Genomic DNA, 22,172 nt, shown 5'->3' on the forward strand with positions numbered 1-22,172 from the left:
ATGAGTAGCCCAACTAATTTATTCATTAATGCTAATCAATATCTTATTCGTGAAGGTGATGAGAGTACAGAAATCTATATCCTCGAAGAGGGAACTCTTGGGGTCTATAAAGTTAGAAATGACCAAGAGGTTAAGATTGGAACGATCTTTCCTGGAGAGTTAGTTGGTGAGATGAGTTTCTTTGATCGAGGGCCACGTTGTGCCACGATCAAGGCACTGACAAACTCAAGGCTAATAGTCATCCCTTCAGTTAAATTTGAAGCTTATTTAAGTAAGCAACCTAAGTGGTTTAGAAATTTATTAGAAACTTTAATTGATCGAATCCGAAAAGCATCAAGTCGTATTAGGCCAGAAGTTTAGCTATTCTTGAGTCTTCTAAAATCATAAAGATTTTCATCAGTGATTTCATTATTGTCACATGAAAGGTGGTGTAGCTTCTCTATTGTTGCAAGGACTCGTGGCACTTGCTCAAATTTGTTGTTATCGATATTTAAGCGTCTAAGTTCTTTGAGCCACTCAAACTCATTAGGAAGAGTTGTAAGTTGATTGTTTTGTAGCTCAAGGCTTTCAAGCTTGCTTTGTTCCACGCACCAATTAGGAAGTATTGTAAGATTGCAATTTGCTAATTGGAGTATTTTTAAGTTTTTAAGATGACTTCCTGCTAGCTCTTGTAAGTTGCATACACCCTTGAGCTTTAAGATCTCAAGCTCTTGAGCATTACTCAGTGTAAGTTTGCACTGAGCTTGGGCGTATATATATAGCTTTCTTAAAGACGATAGTTTTGCACAGTCGATTATGATGTGACACGAGTGCTTAAGTGAGAATTCGAGATTTTCTACGGATAAGTAATTATCAATATTTTTGCTGGCCTCAAAGAGGTCATGCTTCTTACTTAGCTTTAGTAACATAACTACTATTGTAGCATAGCTAAAAAAATTAGAGGTATTGAATAAATTTATTATTCTTATCGACTAAGATCTGTTTTGGTCTAATATCTTTTTGGTCAGTCATTTGAAAACCAATAATGATAACTTCGTGGCCCACATTTATAAGATGAGCGGCAGCACCATTTAGACAAATCTCTCCTGAACCACGTTCGCCTTTGATAACATAAGTTTCTAAGCGCGCTCCATTCGTATTAGAGACGATAAGAACTTTTTGTCCTGGCCATAAGTCGACAAGCTCAAGTAACTCTTCATCAATCGTAATTGAACCGATGTAATTTAAGTCGGCCTGTGTAACCACGGCCTTGTGAATTTTTGATTGTAACATTTCACGCATAAGAGCTTTTTATCAAATTAGTCTTGGCCCGCCAATGAAAAATTAAGGTTTTGTTAACTAGTTCACCTATAAAATTTCTAACAATCACAATACTTATTGTTTTGAATCTGGCCCTGGAATACCTAGGAAGTACAAGATAGATGTCATTGGTCCGTGACTCATGTGATTTTGAGCATTTTTACGCACGATGTCTTTTGCATGGAAGGCGATTCCTAGGCCGGCCTGCGCTAGCATTGGAAGATCATTTGCACCGTCCCCAATAGCAACAACTTGTTCAAGCGAAATATTTTCTTGTTGAGCAATAAGGTTAACAAGAACGGCCTTCTGGTCAGCGTTAATAATTGTTCCTTTTACACGTCCAGTGAGCTCGCCACCCTCAATTTCAAGTTCATTAGCAAACGCATAATCGAGGTCTAATTTCTCTTTTAGGTAATTAGCAAAGTAAGTGAAGCCACCAGAGATGACAGCAACTTTGTATCCATATTTCTTTACTGTGCGAATAAAGTCTTCAACACCATCTGTAAGAGGCAGATTTAAAGAAATATCTTGTAGTGTCTTCTCGCTTAAGCCTTTTAAATGTGAGACGCGTTCAATGAGAGATTGATTAAAATCAATCTCACCATTCATTGCTCTTTCTGTGATTTCTGAAACCTTGGCCCCTATTCCGTGCACCTTTGCAAGCTCATCAATGACTTCGGCCTGAATTAGTGTTGAGTCCATATCAAAGACGATAAGTCTTTTTGAGCGTCTAAAGACGTCATCACGGATGAAAGCAATATCTGTATGATGACGATTGCTTATATTAAGTAGGTCGGACTTTACCTTATTTAAGCCAACTTTCTCAGGTACGTCAGTTAGAACCTCAAGAGAGTTAAAGCCTTCTTTTGATACATTATCAATTCGGTAAATGTTAATATCGTTATGTGCTAAGCATTGGGCAACATCAGCGATAAAATTTGCAGAGATCTTCTTTGGCGCAACACAATTTAAGATAAAGCTATTATAAGGAGTTTTATAAGTTGTCTCTGCACTTACAATCGAATACTCAAGTTTAAGTCCCATTTCATGGGCCGTGAAAAGTAGTTCTTTAAGAACATTTTGATTTTCACCTTTCTTCTCACTCATCTTAATAACAAAAGATAGCGACAATAAGTTATGTGTAATTGCTTGGTTGATATCAGTTATATCAGTATTGTTCTCACTGATAACTTTCATGAGGCCAGCTGTAATACCTGGACGGTCTTGTCCTGATACGGTGATAATGATTTCTTTTATTCCGTTTTCTAAGCTATTTGGCATGGCTGATCCTTCTATTTATTTTTGCTTTCGCTCTTTTCTTACTTCTGAAATCTTCTTAAATAAGCCAAAGGTATAAACTAGGGCCGAGAAAACAGAAAAAACGAACGAAAGGTAAATAAGTATTGTCCCTACTAATGGGAATGAGAAACCAAATGGTTTATCCCAGGCCATAAGCATTGGAATGGCCATCATTTGAAATGTTGTCTTCCATTTTCCAAGTTGGTTAACACTTACTTTTAGGCCTTTTTCCATCGCAAGTAGACGAAGCGCTGTCATATACATTTCACGCACAACTAAAACAATGACAACAATCACGTTGACGCGATCGAGGGCCTGTAAAAGAATAAGAGATGAGACAACAAGGAACTTATCTGCAATTGGATCAAGAAATGAGCCAAACACAGTAACGATATTTCTTTTGCGAGCTATATAGCCATCTAGAAAGTCTGTGAATGATGCGAGGACAAATGTCCATGCCGCAATATAGCCAAGTGTTTTAACAGTGGCCTTAAAAATATTTTCTTCGAATAAACAGAGGTAAAGGGTCAGGCAAATAACGGGGATGAGTGCAACTCGGAAAATTGTAAGGCGATTGGGGAGATTATCGATTTCCCATTCACTGAGAATTTCCTTTTGCGAGACAGTATTATGTGAGTTTTGCATTTTATTTTCCGACATATTTACTCAATGAAGATTTTTCCTATTTATTAAACTTTAAACCTTCGGCCCATAAACGTCTATAATAATTAACATAAATTACTTAAATCGAATAAAAGGATAACTCGAGCTATGAAAAAGCATCTCAATCTTATTAAAACAGGTCACCAATCTATTGAAAAGCGTGTGTTTCCACGTTTTCCTTTTAGTTACTTAGTTTTTAAAAGAGAAGATAATTCGAAAAATTATCAAGTTCGAGATATTTCATATGGTGGAATGAGTCTAACACTTAGTGATGGTGATTTAGGCGCGCAGATGGAAGATAAATTCTCTGGAGAGATTCACTGGTATGACCAAAAAGTAAAAGTAAAATGTATTGTAAGAAGAGTTGAAAAAGACAATCTTGGAATTGAGTTCATTAAAGATGATATCTTTGACAAGACGCTTTTAAACTTTCTATCAGTTGCTAATGTTTCAAAAAATCTTAGACCAATTCACGAGTATGATGAGCAGCTTGAGCTTCCTGTGGGACTTAAGACTTGGCTTCGTTGTGACGGGCCATTTGAGATTTTCATATGGCACCACAGAGATGGTGAAATTTCAAAAATTCAAATCCTTATGATGGACTCTATTCTAGAGTGGACTGATGGCGAAGGGATTCAGACAGGAAAAGTTCTTAATGTTAGAAGCTCTGACAAGCCATTAACGCACGAAGAAGAATTTGAATTCCTTATTGATACTCCAGTCGATCAGGATCGTTTAGACTTTGCACGTGAACTTGTTGCCCACGTTCCAAAGAGTCTTATTTCCGAAGGTGATCTTGAGTTTCTAACGCGAAAAGTTATTGGTTAATATAACCTTAAGCGCTTAATCGTTAGTTTAATTCATTTATTTCAAAACGAAGCTTTTCAATTGAGGTTTATCTCCTTAAAATAATGCTAAATGTTTTGAATTAAAAGGATTGATAATGAATAGAAACCTCGCTTTAGAATTTGTAAGAGTTACTGAAATGGCCGCTATTAGCTCAGCTAGGCTAATGGGACGTGGTGATGAAAAGGCCGCAGACCAAGCAGCAGTTGATGCCATGAGAACAATGCTAGACTCTGTTGAGTGTAATGCAACTGTTGTTATTGGTGAAGGTGAGCGCGATGAGGCACCGATGCTCTACATTGGCGAAAAGGTTGGTTCGGGCAATGGCCCAGAGCTTGATATTGCTCTAGATCCTTTAGAGGGAACGACAGTATGTGCAAATGGTGGTTGGAACTCAATCGCAGTAATGGCCATTGCTGAAAAAGGTAATTTCCTAAATGCTCCTGATACTTATATGGAAAAAATCGCTGTAGGTCCTGAAGGAAAAGGTCTTATCAATATTGATGATACTCCTGCCGAGAACTTAAAAAGACTTGCTGAGGCAAAGAAGTGTCGTATTCAAGATCTTACTGCTGTTATTTTAGATCGCCCTCGCCACGAAGAATTAATTAGACAGGTAAGAGACGCTGGTGCTCGTATCCAATTAATTGGTGACGGTGATGTTTCTGCTGCAATTGCTTGTAGTGAACCAGATAGTGGTATCGATATCCTTTTTGGGACAGGTGGTGCACCTGAAGGTGTGATCGCTGCAGCGGCCCTTCGTTGTATTGGTGGAGATTTTCAAGGAAGACTTAAGCCAAGAAATGATGAAGAAATCGCTCGTGCTAAAACAATGGGAATTGATGATATCAATAAGATCTACACAATCGATGAGCTGGCTTCCGGAAATGTAATGTTCTGTGCAACAGGTGTTACAGATGGAAGTTTTTTAAATGGTGTAAAATTCAAGTCATGGGGTGCGATTACTGAATCAATCGTTATGAGAAGTCAGTCGGGAACGATTAGAAGAATCGTTGCTGAACATAGATTTGATACAAAACCACGCTACTAATTTTTTAAATAATAATTACAAGGAAGTTGATTATGGCAAAGGCAAGCCGCACTGAAGTTTTTGATATTGATATTAATAAACTATATGACGTTATTGTTGACTTTGAATCTTACCCAGACTTTGTTCTTGGTGTGAATGAAATTAAAGTTCATGATATGACTGAAGCAAGTGGTGTTGTTGAATACTCAATCGATATGATTAAAAAATTAAATTACCAACTTGATATGGAAATGAGCCGTCCTAATAAGGTTGCTTGGACATTCAAGAAAGGTGATTTATTTAAAGTTAACGACGGTGGATGGGATTTAAAAGATCTTGGTGAAGGTAAAACTGAAGTAACATATAGTTTAGAGATCGAAGTCAAAGGATTTATCCCAGGCGCTAAGATGATCGTAAATAAGCTTACTGAAACATCACTGCCTTCTATGATGAAAAGCTTCTACGAGCGCGCAAAGAACTAGTGAGTCGATTATGAGCGAGTCTAAGAAAACAGATAAGTCAGATGGAATTTTAGGTGATACGATAAAGAAAGTTGTCTCAATTGGCATTGGGGCAGCTTTTATGACAGAAGAATCTGTAAAAAAGGTTCTAGATGATCTGCCTTTGCCAAAAGATATTGTATCTGGACTTATGACAAACGCTAAAAAGACAAAAGAGGATTTTGTCATTTCTGTTCGAGAAGAACTTCGTAGTTACCTAAAGAATGTTGATCCTAAAACAATTGTAGAATCAATACTTGAGGATTATGAAGTTACTGTAAGTTTTAAGAAGAAAGAGAAAAAATCTGAAAAATGATTTCTAAAAATTATCAAAAAATTCTTACTCAAGTTGGTGACAAGAATAAACTCTTGGCGGTAACCAAGTATAGTGAGTTTGAAGATATCATAACTGTTTACGAATTAGGACATAGAGACTTTGGTGAGAATCGTATTGAGTCACTTATGCCTAAGGCCCAAAAGGCACATGAATTAGGTTTTCATGATATTAGATGGCACTTCATTGGTCATATCCAATCAAATAAAATTTCAAAAATTTGTCAGGTTCCAAATTTAAAATGTATTCAATCTCTTGATAGCTTAAAGCATATGCGCCTTTTCAATGAAAAGCTTCAGTCTCCTTGCGAGTTTTATATTCAAGTTAACACTAGTGGTGAAGAACAAAAAGGCGGCCTTTGGGATCTTGACTCTGTTAGAAATTTTATCGATGAGGCCAAAGATCTTAGCAATATTCATATCGTGGGCCTTATGACCATGGCCGCTGCTAATGGAGCTGCTCCTCGTGATAGCTTTAAAAAGTTAGTAGAAATTCGTGATGCTGTCGATAAAGAGCTAAAGCTTTCAATGGGAATGAGCGGTGATATGGCCGATGCTCTTGCATTAGGCAGTGATTGTATTCGTGTAGGAAGTGCTATTTTTAAGGCATAATTATTGTATCCTTACTATCTAATTTCTCAAAATCCCTTTCTAACTATATGTAATTGCATTGTGTATTAGTCGTGGCTTATAATTGTCATTATTGACTTTAATTTATGCGCACTGTAATAAATTTTTATCTACTAAAATAAATCGACATCAAATATGGAGAGTCATTATGAGTACTGCAAATAATAATGAAAGAAGAGTTCCAGAATTAAGCCTTACTTCTTACACTGAAGGCTCGACTGCTGATCAGATTAAATTTGTCGACGACTTAATGTACGGCCTAAAAGAATACGGTTTTATCATTCTAGATAATCACACTGTTGATCAAAATAAAGTTGATGAAGCATATGATATGGTAAAGAAATTCTTCTCTCTACCTGTGGAAACTAAGCTTAATTACCAAGGACAAAACGGTGGTCAACGTGGCTACACTCCATTTGGAATGGAGCACGCAAAAGATAGCAAGCACCCAGACCTAAAAGAGTTTTGGCACGTTGGGCGTGAGCTTGCAGCGACTTCACAATACAAAGGGGTTTATCCTGAAAATATTTGGCCTGCAGAAGTTCCTGGCTTTAAAGAAAAATTTCTTTCTCTCTATGAATCTATGGATGCTACTGCAAATGTTCTTTTAGAAGCAATTGGAAAAGGGCTAGACGTACCACAAGGCTTCTTTGCAGATATGGTTAATGATGGAAATTCAATTCTAAGAACGATTCACTACCCGCCAACAACTGGTCACGATACAACAAACTCAATTAGGGCCGGTGCACACGAGGATATCAACCTTATCACAATGCTTGTTGGTGCAACTTCATCAGGTTTACAGCTTTTAGATCGTGATGGAACTTGGCTAGATGTAGATTCTAAACCAGGACAACTTGTTGTTGATTCTGGAGATATGATGGCAAGGCTAACGAATAATGTACTTCCTGCAACTACTCACAGAGTAATCAACCCAGACAATTCTGGTGAAGAAAGATACTCTATGCCATACTTTGTGCACCCGCACTCAAAAGCATCTCTAGCTTGTTTAGAAAGCTGTGTAGGTGAAGGCAAGAAGTGGGAAGATATCACTGCTGGAGACTTCCTAAATCAAAGACTAAGAGAAATTGGTCTAATTAAGTAATTTTAATAAATACTGGGGAACCAGAACAACAACACTACGAATAATAAGAATGTAAAGGCCTCGCAATAGTGAGGCCTTTTTTATTTGTTGATTAAATGTCTATTTGTCTAAATTCTGAACACTTTCTAAACTCTAAATGCTTATAATTTAATCAAAATGGGTGGCACTTTTTTTGCATATTAATTGCCATGCAAAACCTAAAGAAATCGACTTTAATCAAGTTCGTCACTATTCTTGTATTCAATTTCACGATCCTAGCATCTGCTTCAACGCAATTTAATCGTGAAGTTTTATCAATGAAGAGGGCATCTTCTAAGATTCTTGTTCGCTTAAGAAATATGGCCAAAATCCATAATTCAGAATATCAGCGAAATGGATATACAGAAGCCTATTACCAATATGAGAATATTCATTCTGCTATTAGAAAGTTTCACAAGAGAGTTTTAAAGAAGGGCCAACTAGGCACAGATAAAGAAGGTGAGTACACAGATGAGCTTGCCTATAAAGAAACACTCGAGTTCATTCAATACTTAGATAAGCTTATCCCAACATTTTCTAAGACAAAGGGATACGAGAAGCTCCCATCTTCTCGTAAGATTCTTATCTCTCAAATTTCAGCATCAGCGCTTAATTTAGCAGAAATGTTAAAAGAAGAAGATATTTATATTCAAATTTCAAAACCACTTAGAGAGGTTGCAAGGGTATATCAAAAGCAGGAAGAATTCCTTAAGCAAAAAGAAGAATTACTAGGTGACTTCTATAATGCACAAGATGAATTAGAGATTTCACTAACAAGAATGATTGATCATCTTTCACTGTTTATTAAAAGGAATCATGGGCCAAGAAAAGAATATCGTCGTCCATATACTGCCGAATCCTATGACTATATCAAATATAAGAAGATCTTAAAGGAAGTAGAAGAGCTTCTCGAAGACTTTGATATCAATGATGGAGCACAGTTTGCAAAGCTTACACAGTTAGTGTCACAGACTAGACAGCTAGTAAATCTTACAAAGACAAATACAAAAAATGCGCGTGTACTTTTATCTCGTGTATATAAGACGTTCAACTTATTTTCTTTAGAAGCTAAAAGCTTAAATAAGAGATTAGTAGTGATTGAGCTTGATCCAACGCTTGGTCTTAAAGAGATGGAGTTTAAGTATTATCGTGCGACCCAAGTATGCTCACTACTTGGCGGGCCAGGAAATATTCTTCTTAGAAGATCACTAGAAAGTGATATCGATCTTTTTGAAGACTTTAGTCCTCGAACTTCAGGGGCCATCAAGCTTGTCGAGTTTTTAAAGTTTAATGATCGAAGTCTAGAGTTTAGACACGCTGAGATCATTACAGAAATAGAGCGTGATACGCGTATAAATACGATGGGATTTTACCCTCTTAGCTTTAATTGGGGAAAGGAAGAGGAAGATAAGATGCCTCCTTTTCTCGAGATAAAGAAGGGATATCGCAAGTGTCATTCTGATGGTTGCGATACTTATGATGATTATCGCACAAATTTTGCATGGCTTCGAGTTAATGAAAAGAGTGCAAAGAAGATGACTCGTACCAAAGAGAAGGCATTAAAGAAAGTTGAAAATAAAGAGGATTATTCAAAGCTAGGTGTTTGTTCTGACTTTGTGAATTGGGCATTTGGAAATGTCATAACTTCAAATTGGAACCAGATTCCAATAGTTAGAAATCTTATTCAGATTATTTATCCTCCAGAAGGATTGCAGACACCAGATAATCTTTATGACTCTTACAAGACTGATGTTATTTGTGAAGTGGAAAGAAGAAAACTTAAGTATCCACATTATATCAATGCCCACCATTTAAAGGATCAGGTATTGAGAGACTTAAATTCGCAAAACCCTGCGATAAGCACTCATGCGAAGAATACGTTAAATGAATTAATTAAGAAAAATATAATGGATAACGAATTAAATTTGAACTATGACGTTATTAATTTTGAAACAAAGTAAGAATAAAAACGAAAAAGGAGAGAAGAGAATGAACAACAAAAAACAAAAGCTTCTAGTTGCCGCGTTCTTGATGACGCAAGCACCTGCTGTTATCGCGGGTTATTACAATTCTTCAATCGAAGGGATTTCTTTAGATGGTATTTATACACCGGAGAACCTAAGTAATATTTCTAAAACTGTTTGTAAGAAAGTTTATGATGATCCAAATATGGATAAAGAACACACTCAAATGTGTGAGCGTGGAGTTCAGTCTGCTCAACGCATGGCCGCTGTATATGCCGCTGGAGAAGGGACACATTTAGGTTGTGTTGATGGTTATCAACAAGGTCTATATCGTGGGTTTAATGTGACTTCAAACCCGTCGGTTGATATCTTAAGAGACGAACAACGTGCTCTTAAAGGTGTGACAATTGAAAACGCTGTAGCACTTGGTAAAGATAAGGCCGCAAAGGATTCACGTTATTCAACAGAATCTGAAATCATCTCACGTTTTAGAGATAATGTAAGAGATGATGCTTCTCAAACTGTAACAGCTCCATCAAAAGATTATTCTAATGTTCTTAAAGTTCCACGTTTTGAAGGTTTTGATGATGGTTATGCAAGAGATGGGAAAGGTGGATCATTTAGTGATGTAATTAACGCTGGGTGGGTTTCTTCTTCATCTGCAATCTCTAAGAGAATTCACGCTCGTGCTGTTGCTAGACAATTTGGTCTTAGATCAAGTTTAGCAGATAAGTGTTCTTCAACACCTATTCTATTCGATAAAGGTCTACACACTGTTTCAATGTGGGATCTATTCTCTGCATACGGAGAGTATAACTTCAAAGACTATGGTTGGAAGTCAACAACTCGCGCATGGAATAAGTTTCAAGCATCTGATGAACAAGAAGCAATTGCTTATCGTAATATCCAAGATGTTAAAGAAGCATATCAGCAAAGAATTGGTTATCACCAAAAAAGTGTAGCTGTTGAAATCGATGAGATCGGTGCTGATGGACAGCCAACAGGACGCAAAGTAGTAAAAAGAGATGCAAACGGAAATATCGTTTATAAGCAAGTTGATGACTTAAATCGTCCAATCTTTGAAACTCGCTACCGTACTGTTTCTGGAAAGTCTGCTAAAGACCTAAAGGCCGTATATGCTGACGCATTTGCTGAGTCTTATAGAAATCTTGCAAAAGAGCACTTTGGTAAGGCCTTCGTATCAACACATACAATGGCACGCAACCTTGGAGAAGATTCTGGGAAGGCCGTAGGTCTAATCGTTGCACGTGATCTTGCCAAGCAACAAGCTTATGATGAAGTTTACAAGGCACAGTCGGCAACTTCATTTGCTAAAGAATACGAAAACCTATTTGTAGCTTCTTGGAATAAGAATTTCGATTACTTTGTAAATAACCCAATGGTTGAGATCACTGGTTTCGATCTTTCTGGTGACGGAAATGGAATCTTTACAAGAGGTGAGTCACTTAAGTCTGTATTAGGTTTAAGAAACTTAGGTCTTAAGTCTGGAAATATTAAAGTTTCTCTTGATTCAGCTTCATTTGAATCAGGTTCAAGTCGCTCAGAGTACGTAACTGCTCCAGCTTCATTGAACTTTACTCACACTTCAGCAAAAGCTCAAGGTAAGCTTTCAAATAACCTAAATGTATTTGATTCAGCAAGACTTACAGTAAGTATTGATGGAAGCGATATCAAGAAGGTTTACGAACTTAAGAGTACAGATAGCAAAACTATCGAAATCTTAGATGTAGCACCAGTTTACCATGCACAAACTCAGATTAACTCTGTAGTAGCTGGGGACGCAACAGTATACGTAACTGTTAAAAACCCTTCAAACTCAGAAACTTCAGCCTCTGTTGATATCTCTGTAGCAATGAATGATGGTAAGACTTATACAGCTACAACAACAGCTCTAAAAGCAGGTGAGTCAAAGAGAGTTCCTGTTCGTGTTACAGGAGTTGATCCATTATTCATTATCAATAATGGGCTTTCTGGTAAGGTAACATCAAAAGTTGGTGGAAGAATCATGAATACACGTAGTGCTTCTTTTGATAATGTGAACTTTGATAAGTCCGTTGCGGATTACTTCAACTCAATCCTTACAAACTCAACAACTAACTACGGTGATGATGGGTATAAAGAAGATAGAGTTGAAACTTTAATCTCTATCATCTTAACTGCTACTGAAAGAGAAATTAAAACTGATTGGGATAACAACGCAAAAGTTGCTAATACAATGATCGGTGCTCTACAGAAAGAATACAAGGCATCTTCAGCTGCTGGTAAGCTTAATGAAGAAGCAAAAGAAACATATAAAGTACTAGCTCAAGAACTAGAAGCTTTATATGACTCGACTTTTGGATACAAAGATTACATCAATCAATTAAAAGTATTCAACGGTGATCTTGAGACTCGTTCAAAGAAAGATCGTAAGAAAGACTAATTCATAGTCCATTAAATAAGAAAGGCCCGCATCTTGCGGGCCTCTTTATTTTCAATAATTTAATTTTTAATTATTGTGCTTCAACTACAGCTTGACCTGGTTTGAACCAACATAGTGGTCTTAGTCCAGTTGTGAAGTTTTCAGTTCTGTTACAAGTACCGATGTTTGCATCGTTTTGATCTACATCTGTGTAAGCGTCAACAGTACATAGAGCACCTTGGTAGTAAGTATCTAGACGACACTGTGGTGCTGGGTGGTTGTCATTAGTTTTAGAAACTACAGCTGGATCTGGAGTGTCAAACTTAAGCTCAGAAGTCATGCTTCTTAGTGCTCTGAAAAGGTTAGCTAGTGACATACCTGCCATTGAACCTCTTAGACACATTGCATATTCGTTTTCGTTAACAAAGTTTTTCTCACAGTTCTTAACTGCTACAGCTGGAACTTCAACTTCGCTCATGATTGAAGCGTTATCATCGTTTTCCATGAACTTTCTTAGACACTTAGAAGTAGCGAAGTAATCAGCTTGACCTTCGTTTGAAGCCCATGAAGATCCCCACCAGCTAGCTTTCTTAGGTGCTCCACCTAGGTGGTGACCAAGCTCGTGACATACAACAGTTGCAAATCCGTCTCTTGTGATTGTTTCGTGTCTTGCAAGACCACCAAACATACTAACACGCCAAGTGTTACCAATTTGCTGAGCGTATGCGTTAACAGTTCCATCTTCCCATTTTCTTTCGATTTCTAAAGTTTTACCTTTAGCAGCGATAATCGGTGCATAGATCGCTTCAATCTTATCAATGATTGAGTTGAACTCACCTTCTGAAATTGTGTTGATACTTTTAACATTTGAAGGAATCCATAGGTTGTTGTCTTCTACGATTCCTGTTGTTCCGTGCTCGTCACATGCGAAAGAAAAAGTCGATACACATGCAAGTAGTAGAGCTAAAATTCCTTTTTTCAAATCAGTCCTCCCTGAAAAGTATATTATTGATTTGCCAATTCTTTTTCTGGTTTAGCGTAGATATGATTTTTCTGAATTTTTTACACTATGTAAAAGTCTTTTTTTGATTTGGGCCTTAATGTAAGATTTTGTTGGTTTCTAGATGCTGTGCTGCATTGTGAATGTGTTAAAGTTTTTCACCACTCTTTGGTTAAGTCATTAAAATTATGATAAAGTTTTAGCATTATGAAGAAGATAATTTGTATCACTTTTTTTCTACTTTCAGTTGTAAGTTATGGCCAAACTAATGATCCACTGGTTGATCAAATCACACAAATGCGTGATGAGATGTTTAAGCAGATGCAAGCAGGGGATAGCTTTGATGCCGAGATTCAAAAGATGTTTGAGCGAATGCAGAAGTTAGGCCAGATCAAAGGACTTCCTGATCGCTTCAATCGTCATGTGAATATGGTGGAATACTTTTGGCAGGATGCTGACACTCTCGTTATCAAAATTTCTAAAGATGATGAAGTCAATGTCGAAGTGAAAGAAAACATCATAGTTATTAGTGGTCAAAAGGTCATTAAATCGCCAAATGGTATTTCAAAATCATCTTTTTCACAGAGTATCCCATTAAGAGCTAATCTTGACTCGACTTCAGTTAAGATGAGTATGAAGGATGGTAATATCGTCATGGACTTTAGGCCTTTAAAGAAATCTAAGCAGCGATAATTTCTCCATTTAAATTTTCGAGAATTGCGTAGAGCTTATGATTGAAGTCCTGGGCGTTAAATGGCTTTGTCAGAACTTCTTCTACATTTATCTTTGAAGCATCATGAATCTTGTCGACATCGATATCTCCCGAAATGAGCATGATATGTGGATATTTCTCACGTTGCTTTTCTTCGAGGTGATAGAGTCGTTCAATATATTGTAATACTTCTTGGCCACCCATTTCTGGGAGATTTAAGTCGATCACAATGAGATCATAATTATCATTTTTAATCATCTGACAGGCATCGACTCCATTTGAGGCCATTGATACATTTGCAAAATAGCCACTGCTTGCAATTAGTGACTTAAGGGATTCTGATATTGTTCTTTTGTCGTCAATGATGAGAGCTTTCATAGGTGATTTCCTTATCAGTTACAAATGCAGCGTTGATTCAAAATTATAAACAATATGAGCTTATTTTAATTCGTCACATTATTTTTTATAACTAAATTAATCTATAATATTTGTTAATGTTACTAAACTACTGAAATAACGAGCAAAGTAGTCGGCTAAATTTGAGTAGACGACTAAAGTATCCACTATAAGATACCGATAAATAATTTATGAAAAGCTTCGTTGTGACGTTATTGACATTGATTATTACATCCTTTGCCTTTGGCATCCAGGAGACTTACTTTCATAAGAAAGAGGAATTTGAGATTCCTAAGAGAGATCTGTCGATTATCGCTACAGATAAAGGTTTTTTTCCTTCAAAGGTTACGGCCTTCGTTGGTGAGAAGTTAAACCTTTATGTTACATCAGCGACAAAACAGCCTAGTTGTCTAATATTAAAAGAGCACGAAGTATATGTTGAGGCCAAGACTGGTGAAGTTAGGGAAGCTTCAGTTTTTCTTGATACGCCTGGACGCTTCAAATTTTACTGCCCGTCGGGACAAATCAGTGGAATTTTAACTGTTATTGAGCATCCACGAGAGAAGGCAAAAAAAGACGAGCAAAAAAGAGAAATCGCATCTCGTGAAAGTGAGCGAGTGCGTGTTTGGCGTCCAAAAGACGACTGATTTATATTTAGAGATTGATTGTGAGGGATTATGTCTTCGGTATTTAACGATGCGATTAAGAATTTACTTTATCCAATAGGCGACCTTTTGGAAGATGAAGGTGTTTCCGAAGTTATGATTAATGGGCCCCATGAAATTTTTGTTGAAAAGAAAGGTCTCGTTTTTAAAGTTCCAAATCAATTCGAAGATGAATCATCACTTATCTCTGCAATGCGTGCCATTGCTCAATCGGTAAATCGAACAATTGATGAAGATAACCCGCGCCTAGATGCGCGTCTGCCAGATGGTTCACGTATTCACGTGGTACTACCTCCAATGGCAAAGAATGGAACGACGGTGGCCATTCGTAAATTTTCTAAGGAAAGTCTAACTCTTAAGGACCTTATCTCATTTGGTTCTATGTCTGATGTGGCCGCAAGGTTTCTGGATATATGCGTGTATCTTGGAAAGAATGTTCTTGTATCTGGTGGTACGGGTTCTGGGAAGACGACGATGCTAAACGTTTTAGGGGGAAGAATTCCTAAAACACAACGTCTCATCATTATTGAGGATGCGGCAGAACTACAAGTTGATGCTGAACACGTCGTAAATTTTGAAACGAGAAAGGCGGATGAGTTAAAGGGGATTGAGGAAGTTTCAATTCGTGATCTCGTTATTTCTGCCATGAGGCTTCGCCCTGATAGAATTATTGTTGGGGAGGTTCGTGGAGATGAGGCCCTGGATCTTGTTCAAGTTATGAATACTGGTCACGATGGTTCAATGGGAACTGTTCACGCCAACAACCCAATCGATGCCTGTACTCGTCTTGAGACACTTTGCCTTATGGGTGATACAAAAATTCCACCAGATGCTGTTAGGAAAATGGTTGGGAGTGCTCTGCAAATTGTTGTTCAGTGTAGTCGTTATCATGATGGGGGACGTCGTACGTCGCATATTTCAGAAGTATTAGGTGTCGATAATAATGGGAATTATATTGTTCGCGATATCTTTCGCTGGGTTCAAACTGGTAAGGATCCGCAAACTGGTAAGTATATAGGAGAGATGGTGCCGTGTAATTATGTACCAACTTTCTTTGAAGATATTGTTGTCCATAAGCTACCATTTCCAAAATCTAATTTCCTTGCCCCTGATTGGGTGAAGGATATGGTTAAGAAAAAGGTCGCTTAATTATTAGATATCAACTTCGATACCATCCTCATAGATTTCAACGATAAATCGGTTCTGATCTAGCTCTTTAGTCTTGTCGACGATTTCCTTGATATCATCCACTTCAAGTTCTGGTTCAAGCTCCATATCAGCGCTAAAAACCTTGATGATAGCGATGCTCATCTTAAAATCACTTAAGTCATTGAATTCAGATAGGGGGAATGTTACCTTGTAACCCCCTGAAAACTTGTCAATATCCACGTCTATTTTCATATAATTAATTGTAATTACATTAGAGTAAAAAGCAATAAAATTTAAACTACGTAGATTCCTGTAGTGCTGTCTAAAATTTGGTGCATAGAAAATGAACATGGCATTACTATTTTTCAACTAGGCCCAATAAAGTCATTTCTGCTGATATTATTGAAGGCGTCAAATAGCTTAATTTTATTTTTGAGGGAAAAATTAAATGAGAAATAGAACTACTTCATTCATCAAATCAACTCTTGTGATGACAGCGATTGCTCTATCTGCAAATATTTTTGCACTAGAAACAATTCAAGATGATATTGATTCTATTCGCTTTCAGCTTAAGTCTGAGCAGATCTACACTCTTAAAAATTATGGGCAGGGACAATATAAAGAACTTGCTTTTACTCGAATTGAAAAACCAAATCTTAAAGTTGGCCTAAATAAGAAATCTGCAACAGAAACACTAGAAGTTGCAATTGATGAATCTCTTTTAGTTGAAAAGAATTCTCTTGTTCACATAAAGTTAGAAAAAAATAACTTAGTAAATATTGAATCTGCCAATGATAAGGCGGCGGTTTTAACAAAGCTTAAAAATAACGGACTTGGCCTTGATAAAAATCAGGCGGCAAAAATACTAAAGAAAGATATTATTGCAAATCTTAATCGTGTTATTGCAAAAATTGGATTTCGCGATAATACAAAAGTTAGTTATGAGATTAAAAACCTTGCATTTAACTGTCCTTCACTAAAAGGGCGTATCACAAATTGTCGTGGTAAATATGATGTTATTGCTACATTAAAGAATGAAAAGAAGAAGACTTCAAATCTTTCAGAGATCCTTATTAACTCTACTAAGAATTTGAATAATTTTGGTTCTGAAATTGATATTAATGCATATATTGGGGAACTTCGTTCAATCAATAAGCAGCTTAATAAACTATCGGAAGGTAAGCCTAAGGGTGTTGATCTAAAGAAGCTTTACGCTCTTAAAAAAGATGTTCAATCAGAAATTCTTGATTCGTACCAGTACACTGCGATTGCAACATCAAGTGCAAGGGACTTCCTAACAAAGCTTAATTCAAAGCTTAACTAAAACTAGCTGACGCTTTGTTTTAAACTCACAAATAAATTAATTATTTCATTTAATACATCATTATGAAGCTGGCCAAAACTAGCTTCATATTTTTTTGCTTGAGAATCAAATTCAGCTCGATTCTCTTTATTTTTAACTTCTAGCTTTAACTGATCCTTATTGAAAATTAGCTTAATATCAAGATTGTAAATCATGACTCTAAGAATAGGTGATTGCTCCCATTGTCCAAAAAACACCTTGTAACTTAAAATTGTATTTCTATGATCAATACGGGCCAGTGACTTTTTTAGCGTTAGTAGAGTTACTTTTAGCCACTCAAGTGATTTGTCTTCGTTTAGTCCTGTCTTTGGTGGGATTGATTTTAAGTTCTCAATTGAACCATCGATCATGGCCTTAACGGCATATTGTTCAAATTTCTTTGCATCAAAATTTTCGACTTCGTTTTGATATTCGATAAATTCTTTATCCACTAAATTGAGAATGTTCATTTGATCAAAGTGCAAAAGTAAATTATGGTCATTGCTCTCAACGTGAAGATAGATATCATGAAGATTTTTTCGATCATCACGCAAAGGTGTCTTTTCAAAAACATTATGGGCCAAGCAAATTCTCACCGGACTTTGTAGCGACTCTTGCATAGACTTTAAGAGCTTGTCTCTGCTATCATCATTAGATAGACGGTTTTTATTAATTCTAGTGAAAAAGTTTACGAATTTATTTTTAATACCCATAAGGGATAAAATAACGACTTTTTTAGGGATGTCTAGCATTTAAGGTGAAATATTGAAGATAGGTATTTTTGATTCTGGCATTGGTGGACTTAGCGTGTTGCGTGAAGTCGCAAAACTTATGGATCGTTGCGAAATTTATTACTTTGCAGATCGCCTGAATGCACCATATGGCAATAAGACAAAAGAAGAAGTATTTACTTTTTGTCAGAGTATTGTCGAAGACTTTATCTCTCATGGAATTGATACCATTTTAATTGCATGTAACTCTGCTACGGCCATGGCCATTAATGAATTACGCACTAATTACCCAAATATTCGCTTTTTTGGGATTGAACCATTTATTAATGTCATTAACCTGCGCCCAGAGCTTAAAAAGCAAAAGGGAGTGGTTTTAACAACTAAGATTACTGCAGATTCTATGCGTTTTCAGAGCTTGAAAGAGCGCTATGATCCAAAAGAACACTTGGTTTACCGCGTATCAAAGAATTTAGCTAAAATTATTGAAGACAGTTTTGATAGTGGAAGGCTCAATGAAGATGAGATTTCTAAAGAGATAGTTGATTCAATTTTTCCTTCAGGCCAGAAAGAGAGTTATGATTATATAATTTTAGGTTGTACTCACTATCCTTTCGTCAAAGAGCTATTTAAGGCCAATGTTGGGGCCCAAAGTATTTCTCCTTGTTATCATGTGGCCAAGCATATGGCAGATCAATGTGTCATAAACGAAGATGCTCAAATCGTCGATTTCTTCTATTATCGTGATAGTCGAAGCCCAGATTTATGGCGCAAAGTTAAAAAGCAAAATTTAGAAGGTTTTCCCTTTTTCTAAGTGACGATCCTTAAAAGCGTAAGTTAAAATATGGCAAATTTTAAACTAACGAAGGATTGGTATATGTCTAAAATTAAATCTATTACTCCACGTCAAATCTTAGACTCACGAGGAAACCCAACTGTTGAAGTTGATTTAGTAACTGAAAATGGTTTTATGGCCCGTGCAGCAGTTCCTTCTGGGGCATCAACTGGCTCTAAGGAAGCGCTTGAGTTAAGAGACGGTGACAAGTCTTACTACCTTGGAAAATCTGTTAGAAAGGCAATTTCAAATATCAATGAATATATCGCGCCAAAAATTATCGGAATGGATGTTTTTGACTTAAGAGCTGTTGATCAAGCAATGCTTGATGTTGATGGAACAGAAAATAAAGAAAAGTTAGGAGCTAATGCTATTCTTGCTGTTTCAATGTGTGTTGCTCGTGCAGGTGCTCTTGAAAAAGGAAAGTCTCTTTATGCTTATTTAAGAGAAGATCTAGGTGTTCCTGTGGCAAGTGATAAGTATCGCTTACCAACTCCTATGATGAATATTATCAATGGTGGGGAGCACGCTTCAAATAATCTTGATATTCAAGAATTTATGATTATTCCTCATATGGAAAAGTCATTTAGTGAAAACCTAAGAGCTGGTGTTGAAACTTTTCACGCTCTAAAAGGTGTTTTAACAGAAAAAGGATATTCAACAAATGTTGGTGATGAAGGTGGGTTTGCACCATCTCTTAAGTCACACGAAGAGGCCCTTGATCTAATTCTCAGCGCTATTGAGAAGGCCGGTTATAAACCAGGTCAAGATATCTCGATCAGCCTTGATGCAGCTGCTTCAGAGTTCTATAAAGATGGAAGCTACAAAATGCAAGGTAAGAGCTATTCAAGTGAGGATATGGTTGAATATTACTCAAATTTAGTTTCAAAATATCCGATATATTCAATTGAAGACGGGCTTGATGAAGCTGACTATTCTGGTTGGGTAAAACTAACTGAAAAGTTAGGGGATAAATGCTTACTAGTTGGAGATGACTTATTTGTAACAAATAAGAAGATCCTAGCTGAAGGTATTGAGAAAAAGCAGGCAAACTCAATCTTAGTTAAGATTAATCAAATTGGTTCTCTAAGTGAAACATTTGATACGTTAAAGCTAGCTTTTGAAAATAACTTTAGAGCAATTATCTCTCACCGCTCAGGAGAAACAAGTGATGCCTTCATTGCTGATCTTGCTGTAGCAACTTCGAGTGGACTTATTAAAACAGGTTCTGCTTCAAGAAGTGATCGTCTTGCAAAATACAATCAACTACTAAGAATTGAAGAGGCCCTTGGTAGTGAAGCAAAGTACGACGGATTAATCTAAGTCAAAATATAAAGGCCTCGTTTTAAGAGGCCTTTTTTTATGTCTAAAAATATACCTAAGTCAGATAACGAAGCACTACATTTTCTCCATGATCTTCTCAATCACACACATGGCCTGAAGCTCTATTTAGAGTCTCGTCATGGTCAGATGGAGCAAGCAAGTCTTAATCTTATTTATAATGAAGTGCAGGCCTTAGAAAATCAAATATCATCCCAATTTAAGCGTTTAAAGGATACAGATTCATATAGTGTCGAAAGTCTTATTGATACTTGTAAGAGACAATTTGAAATTTATCAATTAAAGGTCGACTTAAAAGTTTCAATTTTTCAAAGTGATCTGGCCCCTATTGAATTTTCTTGTGATGGACAAATTTTTGAACGCCTAATAAAAAATATCTCAAAAAACTTATATCTTTGGTCGAGTCCCAAAAGTATGATTGAGTGTCACATCAGTGAAGTTGATGAGAAGATTCAACTAACTTTCTCAAATGAAATTAATGAGCACACAGACTTAGAACAACAATCAAATGGCATTGGCCTACTCTCAATGAAGCGTCTTGCTAGTGAAAATGGCATTACATTTCAAAGTTACTTAGAGAATGAGAAATGGATAACGATAATCCTGATTAATAAAATCGGACATATTAAACAAAATATCGCCTGCTAGGTAAAAGAATTCTATCTATATTAAAAAGTAATAAAGAAGGTTATTCTATATAACATATGGAATTTATAAAGATCTTTATTTCGTTAACGATTTTGTTTGCCTCTGGCCTACAGGCCTTAGCAAACCCTCGAATCTATCAATCAGACGCTACTGCACTAAATAAAGGTGCATCCAAAGTTAAGATTGAAGGCAGCTTTTCTTCGACTCTTTCTCAAGTTGATAGTGAGGGTAATGAAGTGGTTTACAATGATGATGTAAGCTACAATTTACTTGATGCAAATATTGATTATCAATATGCCATCATGCCTAAGTTTCAACTTCTTGCTGGCCTTAAAGGACGATATGTAAGTAGTGGTGATACTCTTGAGACGCAAACGACAGCTGGGCTTGAGTCTTTTTATGTCGGAGCATTCTATGCTTTTGATAAAATGCATGGAAAAGATTTTGCTGTAAACGCACTTTATCGCTTCAGGCCTTATACTGTTGATACGTTTTCTGGTTCAGCGCCAAGTGATGAATTAATTTTAGGTGACGGTGGAAATGATCTTGAGCTCAATTTCCTAGCTAAATTTGAATCAACAAAGTGGACATCATACGACTTCAAGGTTGGTTACCGTATTCCTGGGGCCCCTATTTCTTCAGAGATCATTTTTGATGCAAGACTTGTAAAGCATTATGTTGATTGGGCCTTTTGGCTTTCTGCAAATGGTGTCTACTCATTGGGTGGTGATGAATACACTGATAATCCGAACGCAAAGCCTGTTGTTGCTAGTGGTTACACTTCAAGGTGGAATTCGATTAATCGCCAATTCCTAAACTTAGACGTTAGTGCTCAAACTCTATTTGGAAAGAAGTATCTTGCTTATGCAACAGTTGGTGCAAAGGTTGTTGGAACTTCAACTGATAAAGACTTTTATACAACTCTAGGTCTTACTTGGACTACTGGTGGTGTAACTGCTCAGCAGAAATTTGAAGAGAGTTTTAAAGAGTACTCTGTCGAGGCCAATGTTATTAAGGTTTCTCCTAGGGGAGTTTTCATTAAGATTGATCATGGCTCTCTTGATGATATTCAAGTTGGAAATATTGTTGATATTTATAAAACAGACTACTTCGGCGGAAATATATTAGTTGCTCAAGGCAAGGTTTATGAAGTTTCAAGTGCTTCATCAATTATAAAAGTTGTGGCACGTTACCGTAAGGTGCCAATAGAAAAAGGCTTTGCTGCCAGGATTAAGTAGTTGAAATGA

25 protein-coding genes are annotated in these 22,172 nt (G+C 36.7%); 17 read left to right on the forward strand and 8 right to left on the reverse strand.

The annotated features are described in order from the left end of the window. Complete coding sequence (locus tag ACMAYX_RS00965) at window positions 1-360, forward strand: Crp/Fnr family transcriptional regulator (protein WP_103217127.1); 360 nt, start codon at window positions 1-3, stop codon at window positions 358-360. On the opposite strand, the gene ACMAYX_RS00970 is transcribed toward ACMAYX_RS00965, so the two are convergent. From ACMAYX_RS00970 to pgsA, 4 genes are all read right to left on the reverse strand, one after another. Next, the gene (locus ACMAYX_RS00970) at window positions 357-908 is read right to left on the reverse strand and encodes a leucine-rich repeat domain-containing protein (protein ID WP_412462556.1); all 552 of its coding nucleotides are present in this window, start codon (window positions 906-908) and stop codon (window positions 357-359) included. The two genes, ACMAYX_RS00965 and ACMAYX_RS00970, sit on opposite strands and share 4 nt — an antisense overlap. A gap of 28 nt (window positions 909-936) precedes the next feature. Continuing rightward, complete coding sequence (panD, locus tag ACMAYX_RS00975) at window positions 937-1,281, reverse strand: aspartate 1-decarboxylase (protein ID WP_021267374.1); 345 nt, start codon at window positions 1,279-1,281, stop codon at window positions 937-939. Window positions 1,282-1,374: 93 nt separating this feature from the next. After that, window positions 1,375-2,580 carry a phosphoserine phosphatase SerB gene (gene serB / locus ACMAYX_RS00980; protein ID WP_103217129.1) on the reverse strand — a complete coding sequence of 402 codons (1,206 nt, stop codon included), beginning with the start codon at window positions 2,578-2,580 and terminating at the stop codon, window positions 1,375-1,377. A gap of 15 nt (window positions 2,581-2,595) precedes the next feature. Beyond that, entirely contained in the window at window positions 2,596-3,258 is a 663-nt protein-coding gene (gene pgsA, locus ACMAYX_RS00985) for a CDP-diacylglycerol--glycerol-3-phosphate 3-phosphatidyltransferase (RefSeq protein WP_103217130.1), read from the reverse strand. A 111-nt stretch (window positions 3,259-3,369) separates the two neighbouring features. On the opposite strand from pgsA, the gene ACMAYX_RS00990 reads away from it, so the two are divergent. The 8 genes from ACMAYX_RS00990 to ACMAYX_RS01025 all read left to right on the forward strand — a co-directional run bounded on the left by ACMAYX_RS00990 (window position 3,370) and on the right by ACMAYX_RS01025 (window position 12,130). Further along, the gene (locus tag ACMAYX_RS00990) at window positions 3,370-4,089 is read left to right on the forward strand and encodes a PilZ domain-containing protein (protein ID WP_103217131.1); all 720 of its coding nucleotides are present in this window, start codon (window positions 3,370-3,372) and stop codon (window positions 4,087-4,089) included. A gap of 115 nt (window positions 4,090-4,204) precedes the next feature. Next, a complete protein-coding gene (gene glpX / locus ACMAYX_RS00995; protein ID WP_103217132.1) occupies window positions 4,205-5,158 on the forward strand; it encodes a class II fructose-bisphosphatase in 954 nt (317 codons plus the stop codon). A 32-nt stretch (window positions 5,159-5,190) separates the two neighbouring features. Beyond that, window positions 5,191-5,619 (forward strand): type II toxin-antitoxin system RatA family toxin, encoded by a 429-nt coding sequence (locus ACMAYX_RS01000; RefSeq protein ID WP_412462557.1) that lies wholly within the window; start codon window positions 5,191-5,193, stop codon window positions 5,617-5,619. 10 nt (window positions 5,620-5,629) lie between these two features. Next, a complete protein-coding gene (locus tag ACMAYX_RS01005) occupies window positions 5,630-5,953 on the forward strand; it encodes a hypothetical protein (RefSeq protein ID WP_103217134.1) in 324 nt (107 codons plus the stop codon). Beyond that, a complete protein-coding gene (locus ACMAYX_RS01010) occupies window positions 5,950-6,582 on the forward strand; it encodes a YggS family pyridoxal phosphate-dependent enzyme (RefSeq protein WP_412471398.1) in 633 nt (210 codons plus the stop codon). The genes ACMAYX_RS01005 and ACMAYX_RS01010 overlap by 4 nt, the downstream gene beginning before the upstream one ends. Window positions 6,583-6,748: 166 nt before the next feature. Beyond that, window positions 6,749-7,705, forward strand: coding sequence for an isopenicillin N synthase family dioxygenase (locus tag ACMAYX_RS01015; RefSeq protein ID WP_103217136.1), 957 nt, complete (start codon window positions 6,749-6,751; stop codon window positions 7,703-7,705). 188 nt (window positions 7,706-7,893) lie between these two features. Next, a complete protein-coding gene (locus ACMAYX_RS01020; protein ID WP_103217137.1) occupies window positions 7,894-9,684 on the forward strand; it encodes a hypothetical protein in 1,791 nt (596 codons plus the stop codon). A gap of 28 nt (window positions 9,685-9,712) precedes the next feature. Continuing rightward, a complete protein-coding gene (locus ACMAYX_RS01025) occupies window positions 9,713-12,130 on the forward strand; it encodes a hypothetical protein (protein ID WP_392992075.1) in 2,418 nt (805 codons plus the stop codon). Window positions 12,131-12,200: 70 nt separating this feature from the next. On the opposite strand, the gene ACMAYX_RS01030 is transcribed toward ACMAYX_RS01025, so the two are convergent. Then, entirely contained in the window at window positions 12,201-13,091 is an 891-nt protein-coding gene (locus ACMAYX_RS01030; protein ID WP_103217139.1) for an ImmA/IrrE family metallo-endopeptidase, read from the reverse strand. 225 nt (window positions 13,092-13,316) lie between these two features. Here ACMAYX_RS01030 and ACMAYX_RS01035 point away from each other — a divergent pair, with 225 nt between their 5' ends. After that, window positions 13,317-13,802: an Hsp20/alpha crystallin family protein gene (locus ACMAYX_RS01035; protein ID WP_412469494.1), complete on the forward strand. Its 486-nt coding sequence runs from the start codon at window positions 13,317-13,319 to the stop codon at window positions 13,800-13,802. Here the strand turns inward: ACMAYX_RS01035 and ACMAYX_RS01040 are convergent. Continuing rightward, the gene (locus ACMAYX_RS01040; RefSeq protein WP_103217141.1) at window positions 13,789-14,199 is read right to left on the reverse strand and encodes a response regulator; all 411 of its coding nucleotides are present in this window, start codon (window positions 14,197-14,199) and stop codon (window positions 13,789-13,791) included. The two genes, ACMAYX_RS01035 and ACMAYX_RS01040, sit on opposite strands and share 14 nt — an antisense overlap. A gap of 209 nt (window positions 14,200-14,408) precedes the next feature. Here ACMAYX_RS01040 and ACMAYX_RS01045 point away from each other — a divergent pair, with 209 nt between their 5' ends. Both ACMAYX_RS01045 and ACMAYX_RS01050 read left to right on the forward strand, forming a co-directional pair. After that, entirely contained in the window at window positions 14,409-14,864 is a 456-nt protein-coding gene (locus tag ACMAYX_RS01045; RefSeq protein WP_103217142.1) for a cupredoxin domain-containing protein, read from the forward strand. Window positions 14,865-14,894: 30 nt separating this feature from the next. Further along, window positions 14,895-16,031 carry a CpaF family protein gene (locus ACMAYX_RS01050; RefSeq protein ID WP_103217143.1) on the forward strand — a complete coding sequence of 379 codons (1,137 nt, stop codon included), beginning with the start codon at window positions 14,895-14,897 and terminating at the stop codon, window positions 16,029-16,031. Window positions 16,032-16,034: 3 nt separating this feature from the next. On the opposite strand, the gene ACMAYX_RS01055 is transcribed toward ACMAYX_RS01050, so the two are convergent. Beyond that, entirely contained in the window at window positions 16,035-16,283 is a 249-nt protein-coding gene (locus tag ACMAYX_RS01055; RefSeq protein WP_146037789.1) for a hypothetical protein, read from the reverse strand. A 196-nt stretch (window positions 16,284-16,479) separates the two neighbouring features. On the opposite strand from ACMAYX_RS01055, the gene ACMAYX_RS01060 reads away from it, so the two are divergent. Continuing rightward, window positions 16,480-17,355 carry a hypothetical protein gene (locus ACMAYX_RS01060; protein WP_412469495.1) on the forward strand — a complete coding sequence of 292 codons (876 nt, stop codon included), beginning with the start codon at window positions 16,480-16,482 and terminating at the stop codon, window positions 17,353-17,355. Between the two features lie 2 nt (window positions 17,356-17,357). Here ACMAYX_RS01060 and ACMAYX_RS01065 read toward each other — a convergent pair whose 3' ends face one another. Then, window positions 17,358-18,086: a hypothetical protein gene (locus tag ACMAYX_RS01065; protein ID WP_103217146.1), complete on the reverse strand. Its 729-nt coding sequence runs from the start codon at window positions 18,084-18,086 to the stop codon at window positions 17,358-17,360. A 52-nt stretch (window positions 18,087-18,138) separates the two neighbouring features. Between ACMAYX_RS01065 and ACMAYX_RS01070 the strand changes: the two genes are divergently transcribed. From ACMAYX_RS01070 to ACMAYX_RS01085, 4 genes are all read left to right on the forward strand, one after another. Next, complete coding sequence (locus ACMAYX_RS01070; protein WP_158246810.1) at window positions 18,139-18,915, forward strand: glutamate racemase; 777 nt, start codon at window positions 18,139-18,141, stop codon at window positions 18,913-18,915. Window positions 18,916-18,978: 63 nt separating this feature from the next. Next, on the forward strand, window positions 18,979-20,259 hold the full coding sequence (eno, locus tag ACMAYX_RS01075) for a phosphopyruvate hydratase (protein ID WP_412470595.1): 1,281 nt from the start codon (window positions 18,979-18,981) through the stop codon (window positions 20,257-20,259). 39 nt (window positions 20,260-20,298) lie between these two features. After that, on the forward strand, window positions 20,299-20,925 hold the full coding sequence (locus tag ACMAYX_RS01080; protein ID WP_392992068.1) for a hypothetical protein: 627 nt from the start codon (window positions 20,299-20,301) through the stop codon (window positions 20,923-20,925). 56 nt (window positions 20,926-20,981) lie between these two features. After that, on the forward strand, window positions 20,982-22,163 hold the full coding sequence (locus ACMAYX_RS01085; protein WP_412471399.1) for a hypothetical protein: 1,182 nt from the start codon (window positions 20,982-20,984) through the stop codon (window positions 22,161-22,163). Window positions 22,164-22,172 lie beyond the last annotated feature (9 nt).

The organism is Halobacteriovorax sp. RT-2-3 (assembly GCF_047085075.1).
Taxonomy (GTDB): Bacteria; Bdellovibrionota; Bacteriovoracia; order Bacteriovoracales; family Bacteriovoracaceae; genus Halobacteriovorax_A.